The following is an 18,399-nucleotide window of genomic DNA, read 5'->3' on the forward strand; positions in this document are numbered from 1 at the left end:
GCCCCGCGCCCCGCGCCCCGCGCCCCGCGCCCCGCGCCCCGCGCCCCGCGCCCCGCGCCCCGCGCCCCGCGCCCCGCGCCCCGCGCCCCGCGCCCGCCGATCTTGCACTTTCGGTGGTCGATAGGAGTGGGATGCCGGAAATATCGCAGCAGAAAGTGCAAGATCGGCCCGGTCGGGGTGACTCCGTGACTCCGCGGTACTGCTCGAACCGCGTCTCGCGCTCACGCTCCAGTGCGCCCGTCCCGTATCGCACCCAAGATCGTGCTCCATCCTGGTTGTGGTGGTATCGCGGCCAGGTGGAGGCCACTACAACCAGGATGATGCGCGATCTTGGCGCTGGACGGGGCGCCCGGACGCGGGGGCAGGACACGGGGCGCCGGACGCGGGGGTGCAGGACACGGGCGCCGGACAAAGGCGCAGGACGCAGGACGCGGCGCGCGCGGAGGGCTGGACGACACGGCGACCGGGTCGGACGCAGCGATTCGCCGGATCAGACCCTCGTCGATCGAACTCGATCAAGCACCGAGGGGCGCCCGGCCTGATGGCCGAGCGCCCCTCGAAAGTGTTGCGATGCTACGAGTTGCTGGTGTTACCGGGTCACGCGGCGGCGGCCACCCACACCGGCCACCAGCGCGACAGCGATCGCGGCCAGCACGACCTGCACCAGCAGCTCGCCCCAGTCGATGCCGTTCGTCTCGGTCGCGATGCCGATGGCCCGGGCCAGGACGGTGCCCAGCAGGGCCGCGCCGATACCGATCAGCATGTGCAGCCAGATCGGCATGTTCTGCTTACCCGGGACGACCAGGCGGCCGAGCGCGCCGACGATGAGACCAACAACGATCGCAGTGATGATGCCCCACACGGTGAACTCCACGGTCGCCCTCCTTCAAAAGAATGTCTGACACACGAGGTGTGTGCTTCCTGTCGTGACGACTAAGTGCCCGACCCACCGAAAGCCCAAACCGACTCACCTCAAAAGACAACGCCGGTTGTCAATGCTTCGGAGGTGCGTCGGTTGGCGCGGGAGTACGTCCACACAGGTAGGAGCCCATCTCCTCGATCCACCAACCCCGCGGCAACGACCGAAAAAATTTCCGCACGGGTGGTCGCACGCACCGAACCGCAGCGCTCGGCGGCCGGCAGGCACGGCGGCGCACCGGGGCCAGGGTGGGCGAGCGCACCCCGAAACGCGACGCGCCCGGGTGCGGATGGCACCCGGGCGCGTACGGCGGTACGAACTACTTCTTGCCGGCGGCCTTGCCGTCGCCGGAGTCGGAGGAGAGGGCGGCGATGAAGGCCTCCTGCGGCACCTCGACCCGGCCGACCATCTTCATCCGCTTCTTGCCTTCCTTCTGCTTCTCCAGCAGCTTGCGCTTACGGCTGATGTCACCGCCGTAGCACTTGGCGAGCACGTCCTTACGGATCGCCCGGATGGTCTCCCGAGCGATGACCCGGCTGCCGATGGCCGCCTGGATCGGCACCTCGAACTGCTGGCGCGGGATCAGGGTGCGCAGCTTGGCGGCGATGGTGACCCCGTAGTTGTACGCCTTGTCCTTGTGCACGATGGCGCTGAACGCGTCCACCGGCTCGCCGTGCAGCAGGATGTCCACCTTCACCAGGTCGGACGCCTGCTCGCCGGAGGGCTCGTAGTCGAGTGAGGCGTAGCCCTTGGTACGGCTCTTCAACTGGTCGAAGAAGTCGTAGATGATCTCCGCGAGGGGCAGCGTGTAGCGCAGCTCCACCCGGTCGGCGGAGAGGTAGTCCATGCCGAGCAGGGTGCCGCGCCGGCCCTGGCAGAGCTCCATGACCGCGCCCACGTAGTCGTTGGGCGTCAGCACCGTGGCCCGGACCACCGGCTCGTACACCTCGGCGATCTTGCCGGTGGGGTACTCGCTCGGGTTGGTGACGACGATTTCCTCGCCGTCGTCGGTGATCGCCCGGTAGACGACGTTGGGCGCGGTGGAGATCAGGTCGAGGTTGTACTCGCGCTCCAGCCGCTCCCGGATGATCTCCAGGTGGAGCAGGCCGAGGAAGCCGCAGCGGAAGCCGAACCCGAGCGCGCCGGAGGTCTCCGGCTCGTAGTCGAGGGCGGCGTCGTTGAGCTTGAGCTTGTCCAACGCCTCGCGCAGGTTGGGGTAGTCGGACCCGTCGATCGGGTAGAGGCCGGAGTAGACCATCGGCTTCGGGTCCTTGTAGCCACCCAACGCCTCGGCCGCCGGCCGGCTGTTGATGGTGACGGTGTCACCGACCCGGGACTGCCGGACGTCCTTCACACCGGTGATCAGATAGCCGACCTCGCCGACGCCGAGCGCCTCGGCCTTGACCATCTCGGGTGAGATGACACCGATCTCCAGCAGCTCGTGCACCGCGCCGGTGGACATCATCTTGATCCGGTCGCGGGCGCTGATCCGACCGTCGATGACCCGCACGTACGTGACGACGCCACGGTAGACGTCGTACACCGAATCGAAGATCATTGCCCGGGCGGGCGCCACGGCGTCACCGACCGGTGGGATGAACTGCCGGACGATCTCGTCGAGCAGGTACGGAACGCCCTCGCCGGTCTTGCCGGAGACCCGGATGCAGTCGGCCGGGTCGCCGCCGATCAGGTGGGCCAACTCCTCGGCGTACTTTTCCGGCTGCGCGGCCGGCAGGTCGATCTTGTTGAGCACCGGGATGATGCGCAGGTCGTTCTCGAGGGCCAGGTAGAGGTTGGCCAGGGTCTGCGCCTCGATGCCCTGCGCGGCGTCGACCAGCAGCACGGCACCCTCACAGGCGGCCAACGACCGGGACACCTCGTACGTGAAGTCCACGTGCCCCGGGGTGTCGATCATGTTGAGCACCGCTTGCTCACCAGCCCGCTCACCCTCGCGGATGGTCCACGGCATGCGGACGGCCTGGCTCTTGATGGTGATGCCGCGCTCGCGCTCGATGTCCATCCGGTCCAGGTACTGCGCGCGCATCTGCCGCGGGTCGACCACACCGGTGAGCTGCAACATCCGGTCGGCCAGGGTCGACTTCCCGTGGTCGATGTGGGCGATGATGCCGAAGTTCCGGATGCGACCGGGGTCGGTGGCACCAGGGGCGTTCGCGCCGGGATCGAGCTTCGGTGGCACAGCGGTCCGTTCTGGTCGGCTGACGTGAACAGGCCGGCGCGCCGCCGACCCCCTCTATGTTCCCACGCCGCCGGGGTGCACCCACTGCGCGGGCGATGGAACGACCCGAGGACCCCTCACTCCATCGGCGGCTCGACGAAGAGCGCGGCCAGCCGGGGCAGCCGGCGACGCGCCTCGTCCTCGTCGTCGAAGTCCCAGAAGTCGTTGAGATCCGGCGTCCGCACCGGGTCGCGGTCCGCCGGCAACTCGGTAGCGGTGGCCTTGCGGTACGCGTCCCACGGCACCGAGAGCATCTGCTCGGCGGAGAACTCCTCGCCGCTGAGCGAGGCCGCCCGCACCTGGGGCAGTTCGGCCAGCGAGTCCGGTTCGGTGACCGCGCCGGCGAAGACGGCCCGACCCTGGGTCATCAGCCAGCCCCGGAAGTGTTCGAAACCCTCAGCCGAGGCACCACCGTTGATCAGGTACGCCGCACCCCACAGATCCGCCTTGTGCGAGGCGGCCAGCACCCGCGTCTGGTGCCGCGCGTACCCGATGATGTCCTCCGGGTCGCGCTCGGCGAGCAACGCCACGGCTCGCGCGGCGACCGGGCCAGGCTCACCCCCGCCGCCGGCCCGTGCCTGGTCGATCAGCTGCCAGAAGTCCTCGGTCCTCATGGCTTGGCAGTCTGGCAGTGTCGCCGTGCGTCGCGCACGTACCCCGGTGCAGCATGGTGTGATGTCCCCTCCCCCGCTGCCGCCGTACCACGCGAGCGCCCTGCGCCCGTCGTGGCCGGCGTTACCGGCGGCGCTGCGGGCCGCCGTCGCCGAACGGCTCGGCGCGCCGGTGGTCACCGCCCGGGTCGCGGGCGCGGGCTTCACCCGCGGGTTCGCCGCCGTGCTCGACACCGCCGACGGTGGTCGGGCCTTCGTGAAGGCCGCGCCCGCCGCCGAGCAACCGCACCTTGTCGACTGGTACGCCCGGGAGGCCGCGATCCTCGACCGGCTGCCGGCGGACCTGCCGGCGCCCCGCCCCCGGTGGACCCTCTCCGCGGCCGGCTGGTTCGTGCTCTGCACCGACGCCGTCGACGGGCACACCCCGCACCTGCCCTGGGTGCCCGCCGAGTTGGACGCCACCCTCGCCGGATACGCGCGTATCGCCGCCGCCCTGGCCGACCCGCCGGGCGAGCTGACCGCGCTCGGCCTGCCGCACCTGGCCGACCTGGCCCGGTCGGACATCCTTTGGTGGGAGGAGGTCGCCGCCGGTCGGGAGCCGACACCACCACTGCCCGCGCCACTGCTCGGCCGGCTGCCCGAGCTGGTGGAGTTGGAGTCTCTCCTCCCCCGGTACGCCGCCGGAGCGACCGGCCTGGTCCACGGCGACCTGCGGGTCGACAACGTGCTGATCGGCCCGGACGGCCGAGCCTGGTTCTGCGACTGGACCTGGGTCTGCTCCGGGCCGGCCTGGTTCGACCTGGCCGGCCTGCTGCTCACCGCGTACGCCAGCGGGCTGGACGCGGACCGGCTCTTCGCCGCGCACCCGGCCACCGCCGGCGCGCCCCCGGACGCGCTGGACGCGACCCTGGCGGCGTTGGCCGGCTACTACCTCACCGGTGCTGCGGCGCCACCGCCGACGGCCTCGCCGCACCTGCCCGCCCACCAGCGGTGGAGCGGCGAGCAGTCACTCGACTGGCTGGCCCACCGTCAGGGCTGGCGGTGAGGCGGACCGGCCCGGGGGGCGGCCTGGATTCCCGGCGACGCGGACCGGCCGGCTGCCGGGCTGGCGGTGAGCCGCCACCGTGGTCGAGGGCGTAGCCTGGTCCCCGACGGGCCGGATCCGTCGCGCGAAAGGCCGAGCCGTTTTGGCTCGTCCCGGGCGACCTGGTAACCTGGCTCTTCGCGCAGCGATGACGCACGTTCGTCATCACGCGCAATAAGCTGACCAACCCGAGCTATCAAGACGAGGCTGTCGCGTGGCGAACATCAAGTCCCAGATCAAGCGCAACCGGCAGAACGAGAAGGCCCGGCTGCGCAACAAGTCGGTCAAGTCGTCGCTGAAGACCGCCGTCCGGAAGTTCCACGAGGCTGCCGAGGCCGGTGACGTCGAGAAGGCGACCGCGCTCATGCTGGACGCCTCGCGCAAGCTGGACAAGGCCGTCAGCAAGGGCGTGATCCACTCCAACCAGGCCGCGAACCGCAAGTCCGCGATCGCGAAGCGCGTGGTGTCGCTCTCCGCCTGACGATTTCAGTCAGACTGATTCGGAAAACCCCGGGCCCCAGGCCCGGGGTTTCCGTGTGTCCGGAGGCCGGCCGTGTTCAACCGAGCCGGCCGTGTTCAACCGAGCCGGGCCGTTGCGGGCGAGGGCCCGACGGGCGGCGGCGCTCAGTCTGACGGATTCGCCCGCCGGGGCGGTGGCACCGGATCGGCGGTGATCACCACGCCGGGGACGCTGTGCGAGACCCACTCCACCCGGGCCCGGCCCACCACCGGTTCCATCTGCCGGCGAAACCGGTCCCGTTCCTGCTCGGGCACGAGCGCGGCGGAGCGGACCACGATCGCGGCCACCATGTCGTTGAGCTTCACCATGGCGGCCACCACGACCGGCAGCACCAGCACCGCCCACCAGCTGACCAACTCGGCGAGGGCGAGCAGCACCGCCAGGGCGATGGCACCCTCGAAGAAGAGGAAGCACAGCACGCCGCCGGGGTTGACGAACCGCAGGCCGAGGAGTCGGGCGTAGAGCGGCCGGTAACGCGCCTCGTCCACGGGAATGGTGGCCCAGGCTGGGCGGTTCGCCCCCGTCACCTGGCGCTTCCCTGCCGGGCCGCTGCGACCGAGAAGACCGCACGCTCCAGGGCGTACGCCCGGTCGTCGGAGCCGCCCTTGACGGCCGCGTTGCACTCGGCGGCGACCTGCATGGCCCGGACCAGGCCCTCCGGTGTCCAGCCCCGCCCCTGCCGCTGCGCCCGCTCGATCTTCCACGAGGGCATTCCGAGGCTGCTGGCGAGCTGGTACGGGCTACCCCGGCCGGCCGATGCCACCCGGGCCACAGTGCGCACCCCGTCCGCCAAAGCATCGGCGATGGGCACCGGGTCGACCCCGACGTGCAGGGCCCAGCGCAGTGCTTCGAGCGCCGCCGGCACGTCGCCGACCATTGTGGCGTCCGCCACCGTGAAGCCGGTCACCTCGACCCGGCCCCGGTAGTAACGGGAGACCGTCTCGGCGCTGATCCGCCCATCGGTGTCGGCGACAAGTTGGGAGCAGGCGGCGGCCAGCTCACGCAGGTCGTTGCCGACCGCGGCGATGAGCGCCTCGGCGGCGTCGTCGGTGCACTTTCCGCCGGCCCGGCGGATCTCGTCGCGGACGAAGGCCAACCGGTCACGGTGCCCCTTGAGCTTGGCGGCCGGGACCACCGTCGCGCCAGCCGCCCGCAGACCGTCGGCGAACGCCTTGCCCTTGGCGCCGCCCAGGTGCAGCACCAGCAGCTGGACCTCCGGGTCGGGATTCTTCGCGTACGCCAACAGCGCGGCGACCAGGTCCTTGCGGGCGTCCTGGCCGGAGCGCAGGATCAGCAGCCGCCGCCCGCCGAACAGCGAGGGGCTGAGCATCTCGGCGATCTCGCCGACGGTGAGCGCGCTGGCCTGGTACTCGCGGACATCCACCTCGGGGTCGACACTGCGAACCTTCGCGACAGCTTCGGTGACCGCGCGCGTGGCGAGGAGCTCCTCGTCACCGAGGACGAGCAGAATGGGGGCGAGGCTGGCGGGGGTCACGCCGCCCATATTCGCACGGCCTGCGGCGGGATCGTGCCTGCTCATTCGCTGCTTGATCGGCGCAGCCCGCACACAGCGCAAATCCAGACATACGACTCGATTACCCGCTTAATCCGCAAGTCGCCCGATTCAGCGATTCCCGAGTCGATCAGCGACCGGGCGGCCGGCGCTGGTCAGGACAGGGCTGTCCGGGACCAGTTTGCGAGTTGTACGACGAGGCCTTGGAGTCGTTGTAACGCGGATACTCCTGAGCTGTCACGGCCGTACTGTGGATGGCCGAAGGTGCCGGAGCGGATCACGCGGCCGAGCGCAAGTGGCGCGAACCAGGAGTATTTCGCCGCGCCGCAGGCAGCAATCGCGTGGCGGACGGTGTCCGGGGCGCCATGCCAGCCACCATCGTGGAGGCCGTTGATGTACTCCTCGGTAACGGCGGCGGCGATGTCGGGGAGCAGGGCAGCGTCCATCAGTCCGTCGGCAACGCTGTCCACGATGAGGTTGGCGGCATCTTCGCCGATACCTCCTTCGCCGGTGAACGCCCAGTCCAACAGCACGGTGCTCCCGTCGTCCTCAATGAGGTTGGTCGGCCAGACGTCCAGGTGGCAGACCGTTCGAGGGGTCGCTTCGGCGACGGCGAGGATCGCATGCCGTTGAGCCCAGAGCTGTCGGAGTTGAGCGCGCACGGCGTCCGGCCAGGCTGCGGCTACTCCGTGGTTCCAGTGCTCGTCGCCGCTGATCCAGACGCCACGGCCGGGTCCGTTGGCCTGGTACTGAGCGAGCCAGCGGCGCGACAGCCAGGGCAACTCCGGTACCCGGTCAACCCATCGCGCCTGCGCCACACCCAACTGCCGCGCAAAGTGCGCCAATCGTGGCACCGGCCATGACATTCCGGGCGCGCCCTTGGCGTCGGCCAACCACAACTCGATCGCGCCGTCAGGCCGCTGACTGACCTCCAACAGTGCGGGAGCCGTAATGCCAGCGTCGGCGTAGGCGTTGGCTGCGAATCCGGTGGTGTAGGCGAGCACTTCCCGCTGCCAGTAGTTCCAGTGGGTAGGTTCGTCGCTGGTCTGCCAGGAGGGAGAGCCGACAGGTTCGGAGGCGGGTGGCCTGGCGACCTTGAGCACGGCGCTGCCGGCTGGACCGTATACCCGCCAGATTCCGCCGGTCGCGGCGTTGCCCTCGTTGTGCATCAGGGCCTCCACCCTCTCGATGCGACCACCGATCTGGGCCGGCAGCCTCTGATGCGTCAGCTCCATGCCACTTCCTCCTTTTGAAACGCATCACACTCTCACCGTGCGTCGCAGGTATCGACAGACCACGGTAGTAAAGCCCGACCCAAGAAAGATCCACTCTGAGGCTGACGACTGCGACCCGGTCCGCTCCGTATGCTGGGGCCGAGACCTTGAACCGCGATCAGCGTTCAGCGTTCAGCGTTCAGCGTTCAGCGTTCAACGAGAGATCCTGTCCTCTGGCTCCAGTAGCAATGCAGATGCCGAGCTCGCCACGCCACTTTCGGACCGAATTCAAGTCGACGATCCGTTTCGACCAGCGACCGACGGTCAGCGCGGATCAGGACTGCCAGCCCGTGACCCAAGGCTGTTGGTCCGTGGGCCGGACTGTTGGCCCGCGAGTCATGGCTGCCGGCCTGCGGGCACGCCTCGCCGGGCTACCGCCAGACCGCTGTCCGTCCGGACCGCCGCCACGTCGCCGTCCGTGTCGGTACGCAGCACCCGCACGCCGCCCCTGCCCAGTTGGGCGAGCAGCCGCGGACTCGGGTGCCCGTAGGTGTTGCCCGTGCCCACCGGCACGAGTGCCACCGCCGGCCGCACCGCATCGAGGAAACCCTGGTCCTGGTACGCCGAACCGTGGTGCGCGACCTTCAACACGTCCGCCCGTAACTCGCCGGGGGCCGCCCGCGCCACCATCGCGTGCTGCTCCTCGGTCTCCGCGTCGCCGGCCAACAGGATCCGCACCCCGGCCACTGTGGCGCGCAGCACCAGCGAGTTGTTGTTCGGGTCGGACCTGGTCCCGGCCAGCGGGTACGGCGGGCCGAGCACCAGCAGGTCGACCCCGCCGACCGGGTGACGAGCGCCGGCCACTGTGGTCAGCAGCGCGGCCCGCCCGCCGGTGGCCGCCGCCCGAACCAGGTCCCGACCGCTCTCCGGGTCGGCGGACGACGGCGTCAGCACGGCACCCACCCGCCGTCCCCGGAACACCCCGGCCACCCCGCCCACGTGGTCCGCGTGGAAGTGACTGATCACCAGCAGGGGCACCTCCCGTACGCCGAGCCGACGTAGGCAACCGTCCACCGCACCCGGTTCCGGCCCGGCATCCACCACCACGGCCCGGCCGGGGTCGACCGGGAGCACCAGGGCGTCGCCCTGCCCCACCGCGCAGGCCACCACCACCCAACCGGCGGGCGGCCAGCCGGCGGCTACCAGTCGAACCGGCAGGGCACCCAGCACGGCGGCGACCCCGACCACGGCCACCAGCCGGCGTACGAGTGGCCGGCGCACCGCGATCAGCAGCGCGACGGTCAGCCCGGTCAGCAGCAGGGCACCTGGCACCCCGCCCGGCCACGGCAGGGTGCCACCTGGCAGTCGGGCTCCGTGCCGGGCGATGACCACCAGCCACCAGGCCGGCCAACTCGCCAGCCACGCGACGAACTCGGCGCCGGCCGGCCAGATCGGCGACACCATGGCCGCCAGCACGCCCAGCACTGTCGCTGGCGCGATGGCCGGCACCGCCAGCAGGTTCGCCGGCACCGCCACCAGGCTCACAGTGCCGGAGATCCCGGCGACGACCGGGCCGCAGGCAAGTTGGGCAGCCGCCGGCACGGCCAACGCCTCGGCCAGCCCAGGCGGAACGCCTCGCCGACGCAGTCCGTCCCGCCAACGCGGCGCGAGCAGCAGCAGACCACCGGTGGCCAGCACGGAGAGGGCGAACCCGGGATCCCCGGCCAACTCGGGGTCGACGAGCACCAGCACGGTCACGGCGGCGGCCAGCGCGGGCAGCGCCGCCCGAGGTCGACCGGCGGCGAGCGCGGCGAGCCCGATCGCTCCCATCGTGGCGGCCCGTACGACGCTCGGCGACGGGCGGACCAGAATGACGAACCCCACCAGCGCCACCCCGCACAGCGCGGCGGCGAGCCACGGGCCGGCGCGCGACCACCGGGCCAGCAACAACACCGCACCCACCACGATCGCGACGTTGGAGCCGGAAACCGCATTGAGGTGGGTCATCCCGGTGGCCTGGAAGTCCGCCTCGACGGCGGGTGGGAGCCGGCTGGTGTCGCCCACCACCAGACCGGGCAGCAGCCCGCCGGGGTCATCGGGCAGCGGCGCGCAGGCCCGTTGCAGGCCGGTACGCAGCGTGCCGGCGGCGCGCTGCGCCCAGGACGACTTGCCGTGCCGTTCCGGTGGGCCATTGGTGCTGAGCACCGCTGCGGTGAGATCGCCCCCGCGCGGAACGCCGAGCCGACCGTCGACGGTGAGGCGCTGCCCGGGCAGCAGGCCCCGCCACGCCGGGTCGGTCGCCAGGACGAGTAGCCGCACCGACGCGTGGAACCGTCGACCATCCGGGCCGGTGAGGCGGACCAGCTCGGTCGACACCAGCAGCATCCCCGGTCGCCCGGCGCTCCGGATCGGGCGCGGGTCGTCCCGGACCACCAGATCGGCGGTGACCGGCGCGCGTTGCTCGGCGAGGGCACGGATCGCCGGCGCGTCGCGCACGGCGAGCTGGGCGGCGGTGGCCGCACCCCCGCAGACCACACCGAGACCGACCGCCACGGCCACCCACCCGTAGCGCAGCGCCATGGCTCGGGGACGGCCGAGACGGCCGAGCAGGTGGACAGCACCGATCGCCGTCAGACCGACCGCCGCGCCGGCCACTAGCAGAACCGCGCGGCTGCCGAGATGCAGCCCGGCGAGCGCGGTGAGCCACGCCGCCACGGCGAGCCCCGCCAGCCGCAGATCCGGCGGCTCCGACCGGGTTCCGCCGGCCGATGGTGCGGCCTGAACCGGCCCAGCCCTGTCGGCTCCGCTGAGGCTCCTGCCGGCCGCCGATGGCACGGCCTGAGCCGGCCCAGCCGGCGGCGCGGCCTGAGTAGGCCCGGCCGGCGGCGCGGGCTGGGGTCCGCCGACCTGCGGTGGGTCAGCGGCGACGGCGGACTCGCTCACACCGTCACCAGGTCCTTGAGCTGCTCGTAACGGGCATCGCCGATCCCGTCGACCTGGCGTAGGTCGCCAACGGACTTGAACCCGCCGTGCTGATCCCGGTGGGTGAGGATCCGTTGGGCGAGCACCGGCCCCACCCCGGGCAGCGCGTCGAGCTGCGCCAGTGTCGCGGTGTTGAGGTTCACCGGCCCGGCGGCGGGCCCTCCACCCGCCGCAGGCCCGGCCGCACCGTCTGGCACCGGCGGTGGCGTCACCCCGACCACGATCAGCTCACCGTCGGTGACCTTGCGGGCGGGGTTGAGCAACGCCACGTCGACCCCCGGGAGCGCGCCGCCGGCCGCCTGCACCGCGTCGGCGAGCCGGGACCCGGCCGGCAGGCGTACCAGACCGGGTTTTCGGACCTTGCCCGCGACCGCCACCACCAGCTCGCCGGAGCTGGGCACGCTCGGCTCACCCGAGGGTGCTGCCGACGCGGCCTCGGCGACCAGCGGGGCGACCGGCTCCGACTGCGGCCGCGAGCGCCAGGCCCAACCGGCAGCGCCCAACACCACCACCACGGCGACGACCGCCAACGCCCGCACACCCCGCCGCCCGGGATCGAACGCGCCCGGGCCCGGTAGCCGCGACTCCGGCCGGACCGCCGGGCCGTCCGCAGCCGGCGCCACGACCGGCAGGGAAGGCGGGAAGGACAACGCGTCCGTCGGCAGCGCACCGATCAGGGACGACGGGGGTACGCCCGCGTGCGGCGTCTCCGGCCGGGGCGGCGGTGCGACGGCCGGCTCCGTCAGCCGGCGCAGGCGCTGGCGTACCTCTGTCTCCTCGTCGTGCGACACAGCGCGACGCTATGGCGGCGGCCGGGACGGTGGAGGCTGACCGGCTCGTCCTGTGGACAACCATCGCCACTGTGGACAGCGCCCTGATCATGCGTCGATCTGTTATGCGTAAGGCTGACGGGGCCGGTGGGGCGACAGCGCCCGACCGGCCGACGGGCCTGCTACAGGTACGGGCGGGTGATGATCTCGATGGCGTGTCCCGCCGGGTCGAAGAAGTAGAAGCCCCGTCCACCGTGCTCGGTGTTGGTCTCGCCCTCCCGCTTCAGCTGCGGGTCGGCCCAGTACGTGATGCCACGCCCCTCGACGAACGCCAGGCACCGCACGAACAACTCATCGTCGACGAGGAACGCGTAGTGCTGCATCTGGATGTCCACCGGCGGCTCGGCGAACTGGAGCAGCACACCCTCGTCCAGCTGGACGTTGGCGAACGGCCCCCACGACGGTGCCTCCGGCAGCTCGAACAGCTCCCGGTAGAACGCCGCGGAGGCGCTCTTGTCCTTGCTGGCGATGATGGTGTGGTTGAACGTGACTGTCATCCGTATCGTCTTCTTCCCGGTCGATCCGAAGACCCGACCGGAGGCCCAGCAGCGTTCACCCCACCCCGCAGATGACGAAGCCCCGAGGGCACCGACGCCCCGGATCCCGCACGAGAGACGCGTCGCGTCGATCTCGGCGTGGTGGCTGAAGTAGCCAGAACCTCCGGGGGGTAGGCCCATCTGGGGCGCGCACGGAGGCTAACACAGCGGCGCGGAGCAGCGGAGCGACGAGAACGGTCAGCGGGCCTCTGGGTCGAGGCCGAGCACGGCCCGTCCGCCGTCCACCGGCAACGTCACTCCGTTGATGAAGCTCGCCGCCGGTGACAGCAGGTACGCGACCGCCTCGGCCACCTCGTCGGCCCGCCCGATGCGGCCCACCGGGTGCAGCCGGGTCAGCTCGGCGTCGATCCACTGGGCCTGGGTGGGCTCCTGGGTGGCGAGGAATGCGGCGTGCCGCTCGGTGGCGATCGAGCCGAGCGCTACCGCGTTGGCCCGGATGCCGTGCCGCCCGTACTCGACTGCCAGCGCCCGGGTCAGCCCTTCCACCGCGGCCTTCGCCGTCGCGTACGGCAGGGCACCGGACACCGGTCGACGGGCCTGGTGCGACGAGACGTTGACGATCGCGCCGCCGGCCTCGCGGGCCAGGAAGCGGCGGACGGCGACCGCGGCGCCCACCACGGCTGGCCGCAGGTTCAACCCGATCAGGTCCAGTACCGTGTCGGCCGACGCGGAGTGCAGCGTGGCGTCGCGGAACACCGCTGCGTTGTTCACCCAGCCGGTCAGCGGCGCGGCGCGGTCCGCCAGTTCGGCGGCGTGCTCGGCCACCTGCTCGTCGGCGGCGTCGCCGACCACCGCGACGAGCCGATCGGCGGCCGGATGGTCGGCCAACCAGTCGACCGCGTCGGCGTCGCGTTCCAGTACGACGATGGTGGCGCCCGTCGCCAGCAGCCGTTCCACCACGGCCCGGCCGACACCGCGACCGCCTCCGGTCACCACCTGTGCGGTGGACACCGCTCAGCCCTCCGGCCGGCGGTGGACGACCACGCAGGCCAGGCCCGGTCCGGCGTGCGCGGCGACGACGGCACCGGCCTCGGAGACGTACGTGTCGTGCAGCCGGTCGCCGAACCGCTCGGTCAGTGCGGCGCGCAACGCCTCGGCCCGTTGCGGCGCGGCCAGGTGGTGCACCCCGAGGTCCACGTCGTCGCCGTCGGCCGCCTCGACGGCCAGGTCGACGAGACGCGCCACTCCCCGGCTGGCGGTGCGAACCTTCTCGCGCAGCACGATCGCCCCGTCCGGCATGTGCATGATCGGCTTGACGGACAGCGCGGTGCCGACCAACGCCTCGGCGGCGTTGATCCGGCCGCCCCGGCGGAGGAACTCCAGCGTGTCGACGTAGAACCAGACCGTGGTGCGGGCGATGGCGGCGAGCGCCGCGTCGCGTACGGCGGCAAGGTCGTGGCCGGCCTCGGCGGCGGTGGCGGCGGCGATGGCCGGAAAGCCCAGCCCCATGCCCGCCGAGCGGCTGTCCACCACCTCGACCCGGCCGTCCAGGTCGGCGGCGGCGAGCCGGGCAGCCTCCACCGTGCCGGACAGCGCGGCGGAGATGTGCACCGAGACGATCCCGTCGGCGCCGGCGTCGAGCAGTCGGCGGTACGTGCGGGCGAACTGCTCGGGTGCCGGGCGGGAGGTGGTCGCGGTGACCCGGCGGGCGCTCAACGCCCGTGTGGCGTCGGCCGGCTGGGTCTCCACCCCCTCCAGCCCTTCCGCGCCGTTGAGCACGACGGTCAACGGCACGACGGTCAGCCGGTGCGCCTGCACCAGCTCGGACGGAAGGTAGGCGGTGGAGTCGATGACAACCGCGACGGGCATGCCCGGCACGCTAGCCGATCGAGGCCGCGAACGCCGAGGCGCGAGTGCTCAGACCGCGTCGACGGCGACCGGGGCGGTGATCAGGCCGACGTTGTGCGCCCGCAACTGCCAGCCACTGACGTCCTGCGGACGCCCGATGGCCGGCGCACGGTCGTCGTGCCGTAGCTCACTCCAGTGGCAGTTGGCCAACGAGCCGACGGAACGCAGCACACCGGTGTCCCAGCCGAGCAGATGACCCATGCCCTGTCGGGAGCCGCCACCGTGGGTGGCGATCACCACCGTGCCGCCGGCTGCGGCCTCGGCCGCCTCCCGCAGCGCGGCACCGACCCGCTCGCCGAGGTCGTGCAGGGGCTCCAGATCCGCGCCCGGGTCCGGGTCGCCGGCCCGCCAGCGCGCGTACTCGTCGGGAAATCGCTCGGCGACCTCGGTGAGGTGTAGACCCTGCCACTGGCCGAAGTGCCGCTCGCGCAGCCGGGCGTCGGTGCGGACCGGCAGGCCCGTCAGCGCGGCGAGCGCGGCGGCGGTCTCCGCGGCGCGGCTCAGGTCGCTGGCCACGATGGCGTCGGGCCGCAGCGCCGCGAGCAGCGGCGCGGCGGCGCGAGCCTGGTCGCGACCACGCTCGTTGAGGGGTACGTCGAGCTGCCCCTGGACGCGGTTGGCGGCGTTCCAGTCGGTGTTGCCGTGCCGCCAGACGATCAGTCGGGTCATTCGGCGGCGGCGGACCCGCTGGCGTCGGCCTCGACCAGGTCGCGATCGACGAACGGGATGGTGGGGCAGTCCTTCCAGAGGCGGTCGAGCCCGTAGAACTCGCGCTCCTCGGTGTGCTGGACGTGCACCACGACGTCGACGTAGTCGAGCAGCACCCAGCGGCCACCACGCTCGCCCTCGCGCCGCACCGGCTTCGCCTTCTCCGGAAGCTCCAGCAGGCTCTCCTCGATGGCGTCGACGATGGCCAGCACCTGACGCTCGTTGGGGGCAGCGGCGAGCACGAACGCGTCGGTGATGGCGAGCTGGTCGCCGACGTCGATGATCGTGATGTCCTGCGCCTTCTTGTCGGCGGCGGCCTGGGCGGCAGCGATAGCCAGCTCGTGAGCGCGTTCGGAAACTGTCACCGTTCTCCTTCGATCAAGCGTGCGATGCTCCAAGCGTCTCATACCCGGCGGCACCCCGATCGTCCAGTTCTGGTCGGTTAGCGCCACGAACCTGGTCATAACGGGCGTCCTCAGCGCTGATAGAGGCTCCGCTTGGCGATGTACTGCACCACACCGTCCGGCACCAGGTACCAGACCGGCTCGCCTCGGGCGACCCGGGCGCGGCAGTCGGTCGACGAGATGGACATCGCGGGCACCTGGATCAGGCTGACGGTGTCCGCCGGGAGGTGCTTGTCGCTCAGCGGGAAACCGGGCCGGGTCACGCCGACGAAGTGGGCCAACTCGAAGATCTCATCCAGGTCCTTCCAGGACAGGATGCGTTGCAGGGCGTCCGCGCCGGTGATGAAGAACAACTGCACCTTCGGTCCGTACTCGGCCTGAAGGTCACGCAGCGTGTCGACCGTGTAGGTCGGCCCACTACGGTCGATGTCGACCCGGCTGACCTGGAAGCGGGGGTTGGAGGCGGTGGCGATCACCGTCATCAGGTAGCGGTCCTCGGCCGGGCTGACCGGCTCGTCGGCCTTCTGCCACGGCTGCCCGGTGGGCACGAAGACCACCTCGTCCAGGCCGAACCGGTCCGCCACCTCGCTGGCCGCGACGAGGTGCCCGTGGTGGATCGGGTCGAAGGTGCCACCCATGATCCCGATCCGCCGGATATCTTCCTCCACCCGATGATCGTAGGCCGAGCGTCGTGGCCGACCGTCCCGGCCCGTCCCCGCCGTACGTCACCTCACTCCAGCCCACGGTCCAGCGCGCCGTGACCAGCCCGACGCCGCACGGTGATCGACTCGGCTCAGCTTGCAGGGGGTCGCAGTTTTTCGCCCGTCAGCGTATATTCGTCGACGAGTATCCGTTGACGAGCGAGGGGGTCACAGTGCCGAAGCGGCGCAAGGTCGGCAACCTGCTGGCGCTGGCCGTGCTGTCCGCCCTGGTCCAGCGGCCGATGCACCCGTACGAGATCGCCACCGCACTGCGGGCCTGGGGCAAGGACCAGGACATGGACTTCAAGTGGGGGTCCTTCTACACGGTGATCGGCAACCTGGACAAACACCACCTCATCGAGGCGGTGGAGAACGTGCGCGAGGGCCGACGTCCGGAACGAACCGTCTACCGGATCACCGACGCCGGTCGGACGGAGCTGGTCGACTGGGCCCGCGAGCTGGTCTCCACCCCGATGGCGGAGCATCCCCGTTTCCGGGCCGGGTTGTCAGTGCTCGCCGCGCTGCACCCGGACGAGGCCACCGGCCTGCTGCGGCAACGACTCGACCTGCTGGAGGCCGCGCTTCGCCAGGACCGCGAGACGCTCGACACGCACCTGCGGGAGATCCCTCGGCTGTTCCTGGTGGAGTCGGAGTACGACCTCGCCATCCGGAACGCGGAGGCCGACTGGCTGCGGGCACTGCTCGCGGAGCTGACCTCGGGGACCTACCCCGGGTTGGACACCTGGCGGGCCTTCCACGAGACGGGCGAGATGCCGGCCGAACTGAGCGAGTTGGCCGAGAGAGCGCACGGCCCGAAGTCCAACCCCGACAAGCCCACCCCGGAGGCAGGCACCGACACCACCGGCTGAAGAGCGGCCCCGGCGAGGTGCGCCAACACCTCACCGGGGCCCTGACCCCGAACCGACGCCTGGGAAGGCACCCGGCCCGAAGCGGCAACCACGAGGATAACCGGGCTCCCTCCCAGGTCCGCGCACCCGCGCACCGACCACACCAGGTCGGCGCGCCCGCGCACCGACGACCACACCAGGGAGAGAGCATGACCACTGTACGAACCGCGATCGTCATCGGCGGTGGCATCGCCGGGCCGGTGACAGCGCTCGCGCTGCGCCGCGCCGGCATCACCGCAACCGTCTACGAGGCGTACCCGACCACGGCCAACGGCATCGGCGGAACCCTCGCCCTCGCGCCCAACGGCGTGGCGGCTCTGCGTACGGTCGGCGCGCACGAGGCGGTGACGGCGATCGCCACACCGATCGAACGCAGCGCTCTGGCCGTCGGCCGGCGTCGCATCGCCATGCCCACGCTGACCGGGGTGCCGCCGCTGCGCGTGGTGCACCGGGCCGAGCTGTACCAGGTGCTGCACGACCAGGCATTCGCCGAGGGCGTGCCGTTCGCGTACGGCAAGCGGCTGGTCGACGCCGAGCAGACCGACGAGGGCGTGATCGCACGTTTCGAGGACGGCAGCACCGCGACCGCGGACATCCTCGTCGGCGCGGACGGGATCCGCTCCACGGTCCGGGGTCTCATCGACCCGGCCGCGCCGGGCCCCCGGTTCACCGGGCTGCTCGGCTTCGAGGCGGTCGCCAGGCACGACGTGGACGCCGAGCCGGGCACGATGACGTTCGCGTTCGGCCGGCGCGGCTACTACCTGTACTGGCCGGAGCCGGGCGGCGGCACCCGGTGGGGGGCCAACCTGCCGCAGCAGCGGCCGATGAGCCTCGTCGAGGCCCGGGCGCTGCCGGCGGAGCAGTGGCTGGACACGCTGCGCGCCGCCTACGGCGACGACGACCCGGGCCGGGAGTTGATGGCGACCAGCAACGCCGACGACCTCCAGGTGGTCGGGTCGTTGCAGATCATGCCGCCCGTGCCGCACTGGTATCGGGGCCGGATGGTGCTGGTCGGCGACGCCGCGCACGCGCCGTCGAACAGTTCGGGGCAGGGCGCGTCGCTGGCCATCGAGAGCGCCGTGCAACTCGCTCGTTGCCTGCGGGACCTGCCGGACGTCCAGGCGGCGTTCGCCGCTTACGTGCGGCTGCGGCGTGCCCGGGTCGAGAAGGTCGCGGCCCGCGCGGCCCGGATCAACCACGCGAAGGCCCCCGGTGCGGTAGCGCGGACGCTGATGCCGTTGCTGATGCCGTTGATGGTGCGCACGGTGCTGGACCCGGAGAAGACCGTCGCCGACGAGCAGCGTTACGTCATCGACTGGGACTCGCCGGTCACGGCGGAGCCCGCCCTGCGCTGAGCGGTGACT

18 protein-coding genes are annotated in these 18,399 nt (G+C 71.6%); 4 read left to right on the forward strand and 14 right to left on the reverse strand.

The window, feature by feature from the left end:
• Window positions 1-589: 589 nt before the first annotated feature.
• The 3 genes from AB0B68_RS27865 to AB0B68_RS27875 all read right to left on the reverse strand — a co-directional run bounded on the left by AB0B68_RS27865 (window position 590) and on the right by AB0B68_RS27875 (window position 3,769).
• Window positions 590-874, reverse strand: a complete 285-nt coding sequence (locus AB0B68_RS27865) for a GlsB/YeaQ/YmgE family stress response membrane protein (protein WP_357204683.1) — start codon at window positions 872-874, stop codon at window positions 590-592.
• Between the two features lie 364 nt (window positions 875-1,238).
• Window positions 1,239-3,116 (reverse strand): translation elongation factor 4, encoded by a 1,878-nt coding sequence (gene lepA, locus AB0B68_RS27870; RefSeq protein ID WP_091409831.1) that lies wholly within the window; start codon window positions 3,114-3,116, stop codon window positions 1,239-1,241.
• Between the two features lie 116 nt (window positions 3,117-3,232).
• Window positions 3,233-3,769: a DUF4240 domain-containing protein gene (locus AB0B68_RS27875; RefSeq protein ID WP_357204680.1), complete on the reverse strand. Its 537-nt coding sequence runs from the start codon at window positions 3,767-3,769 to the stop codon at window positions 3,233-3,235.
• A 61-nt stretch (window positions 3,770-3,830) separates the two neighbouring features.
• On the opposite strand from AB0B68_RS27875, the gene AB0B68_RS27880 reads away from it, so the two are divergent.
• Window positions 3,831-4,811 (forward strand): phosphotransferase, encoded by a 981-nt coding sequence (locus AB0B68_RS27880; RefSeq protein ID WP_357204678.1) that lies wholly within the window; start codon window positions 3,831-3,833, stop codon window positions 4,809-4,811.
• Between the two features lie 253 nt (window positions 4,812-5,064).
• Window positions 5,065-5,331 (forward strand): 30S ribosomal protein S20, encoded by a 267-nt coding sequence (rpsT, locus tag AB0B68_RS27885; protein ID WP_030491765.1) that lies wholly within the window; start codon window positions 5,065-5,067, stop codon window positions 5,329-5,331.
• Window positions 5,332-5,474: 143 nt separating this feature from the next.
• On the opposite strand, the gene AB0B68_RS27890 is transcribed toward rpsT, so the two are convergent.
• The 11 genes from AB0B68_RS27890 to nadD all read right to left on the reverse strand — a co-directional run bounded on the left by AB0B68_RS27890 (window position 5,475) and on the right by nadD (window position 16,094).
• Complete coding sequence (locus tag AB0B68_RS27890) at window positions 5,475-5,897, reverse strand: hypothetical protein (protein WP_238670907.1); 423 nt, start codon at window positions 5,895-5,897, stop codon at window positions 5,475-5,477.
• A complete protein-coding gene (gene holA, locus AB0B68_RS27895) occupies window positions 5,894-6,874 on the reverse strand; it encodes a DNA polymerase III subunit delta (protein ID WP_355009295.1) in 981 nt (326 codons plus the stop codon). Before holA ends, AB0B68_RS27890 begins: the two co-directional genes overlap by 4 nt.
• 164 nt (window positions 6,875-7,038) lie before the next feature.
• Complete coding sequence (locus AB0B68_RS27900; RefSeq protein ID WP_357263802.1) at window positions 7,039-8,118, reverse strand: hypothetical protein; 1,080 nt, start codon at window positions 8,116-8,118, stop codon at window positions 7,039-7,041.
• 375 nt (window positions 8,119-8,493) lie between these two features.
• On the reverse strand, window positions 8,494-10,932 hold the full coding sequence (locus tag AB0B68_RS27905) for a ComEC/Rec2 family competence protein (protein WP_357263850.1): 2,439 nt from the start codon (window positions 10,930-10,932) through the stop codon (window positions 8,494-8,496).
• Window positions 10,933-11,036: 104 nt separating this feature from the next.
• Entirely contained in the window at window positions 11,037-11,870 is an 834-nt protein-coding gene (locus tag AB0B68_RS27910) for a helix-hairpin-helix domain-containing protein (RefSeq protein WP_357204674.1), read from the reverse strand.
• 161 nt (window positions 11,871-12,031) lie between these two features.
• On the reverse strand, window positions 12,032-12,406 hold the full coding sequence (locus AB0B68_RS27915) for a VOC family protein (protein ID WP_112604312.1): 375 nt from the start codon (window positions 12,404-12,406) through the stop codon (window positions 12,032-12,034).
• A gap of 237 nt (window positions 12,407-12,643) precedes the next feature.
• Entirely contained in the window at window positions 12,644-13,417 is a 774-nt protein-coding gene (locus AB0B68_RS27920; protein ID WP_357263805.1) for an SDR family oxidoreductase, read from the reverse strand.
• 3 nt (window positions 13,418-13,420) lie between these two features.
• A complete protein-coding gene (locus tag AB0B68_RS27925) occupies window positions 13,421-14,275 on the reverse strand; it encodes a DegV family protein (protein WP_357204667.1) in 855 nt (284 codons plus the stop codon).
• A gap of 48 nt (window positions 14,276-14,323) precedes the next feature.
• A complete protein-coding gene (locus tag AB0B68_RS27930) occupies window positions 14,324-14,983 on the reverse strand; it encodes a histidine phosphatase family protein (RefSeq protein WP_355009300.1) in 660 nt (219 codons plus the stop codon).
• Window positions 14,980-15,387 carry a ribosome silencing factor gene (gene rsfS, locus AB0B68_RS27935; protein WP_238670899.1) on the reverse strand — a complete coding sequence of 136 codons (408 nt, stop codon included), beginning with the start codon at window positions 15,385-15,387 and terminating at the stop codon, window positions 14,980-14,982. The genes AB0B68_RS27930 and rsfS overlap by 4 nt, the downstream gene beginning before the upstream one ends.
• 110 nt (window positions 15,388-15,497) lie before the next feature.
• A complete protein-coding gene (gene nadD / locus AB0B68_RS27940) occupies window positions 15,498-16,094 on the reverse strand; it encodes a nicotinate-nucleotide adenylyltransferase (RefSeq protein ID WP_355009302.1) in 597 nt (198 codons plus the stop codon).
• A gap of 185 nt (window positions 16,095-16,279) precedes the next feature.
• Here nadD and AB0B68_RS27945 point away from each other — a divergent pair, with 185 nt between their 5' ends.
• Entirely contained in the window at window positions 16,280-16,996 is a 717-nt protein-coding gene (locus tag AB0B68_RS27945; RefSeq protein ID WP_357263808.1) for a PadR family transcriptional regulator, read from the forward strand.
• A gap of 188 nt (window positions 16,997-17,184) precedes the next feature.
• Window positions 17,185-18,390 (forward strand): NAD(P)/FAD-dependent oxidoreductase, encoded by a 1,206-nt coding sequence (locus AB0B68_RS27950; RefSeq protein ID WP_357204662.1) that lies wholly within the window; start codon window positions 17,185-17,187, stop codon window positions 18,388-18,390.
• The last annotated feature ends 9 nt before the right edge of the window (window positions 18,391-18,399 follow it).

Origin of the sequence: Micromonospora sp. NPDC049049 (assembly GCF_040649115.1) — a bacterium.
Classification (GTDB): Bacteria; Actinomycetota; Actinomycetes; order Mycobacteriales; family Micromonosporaceae; genus Micromonospora.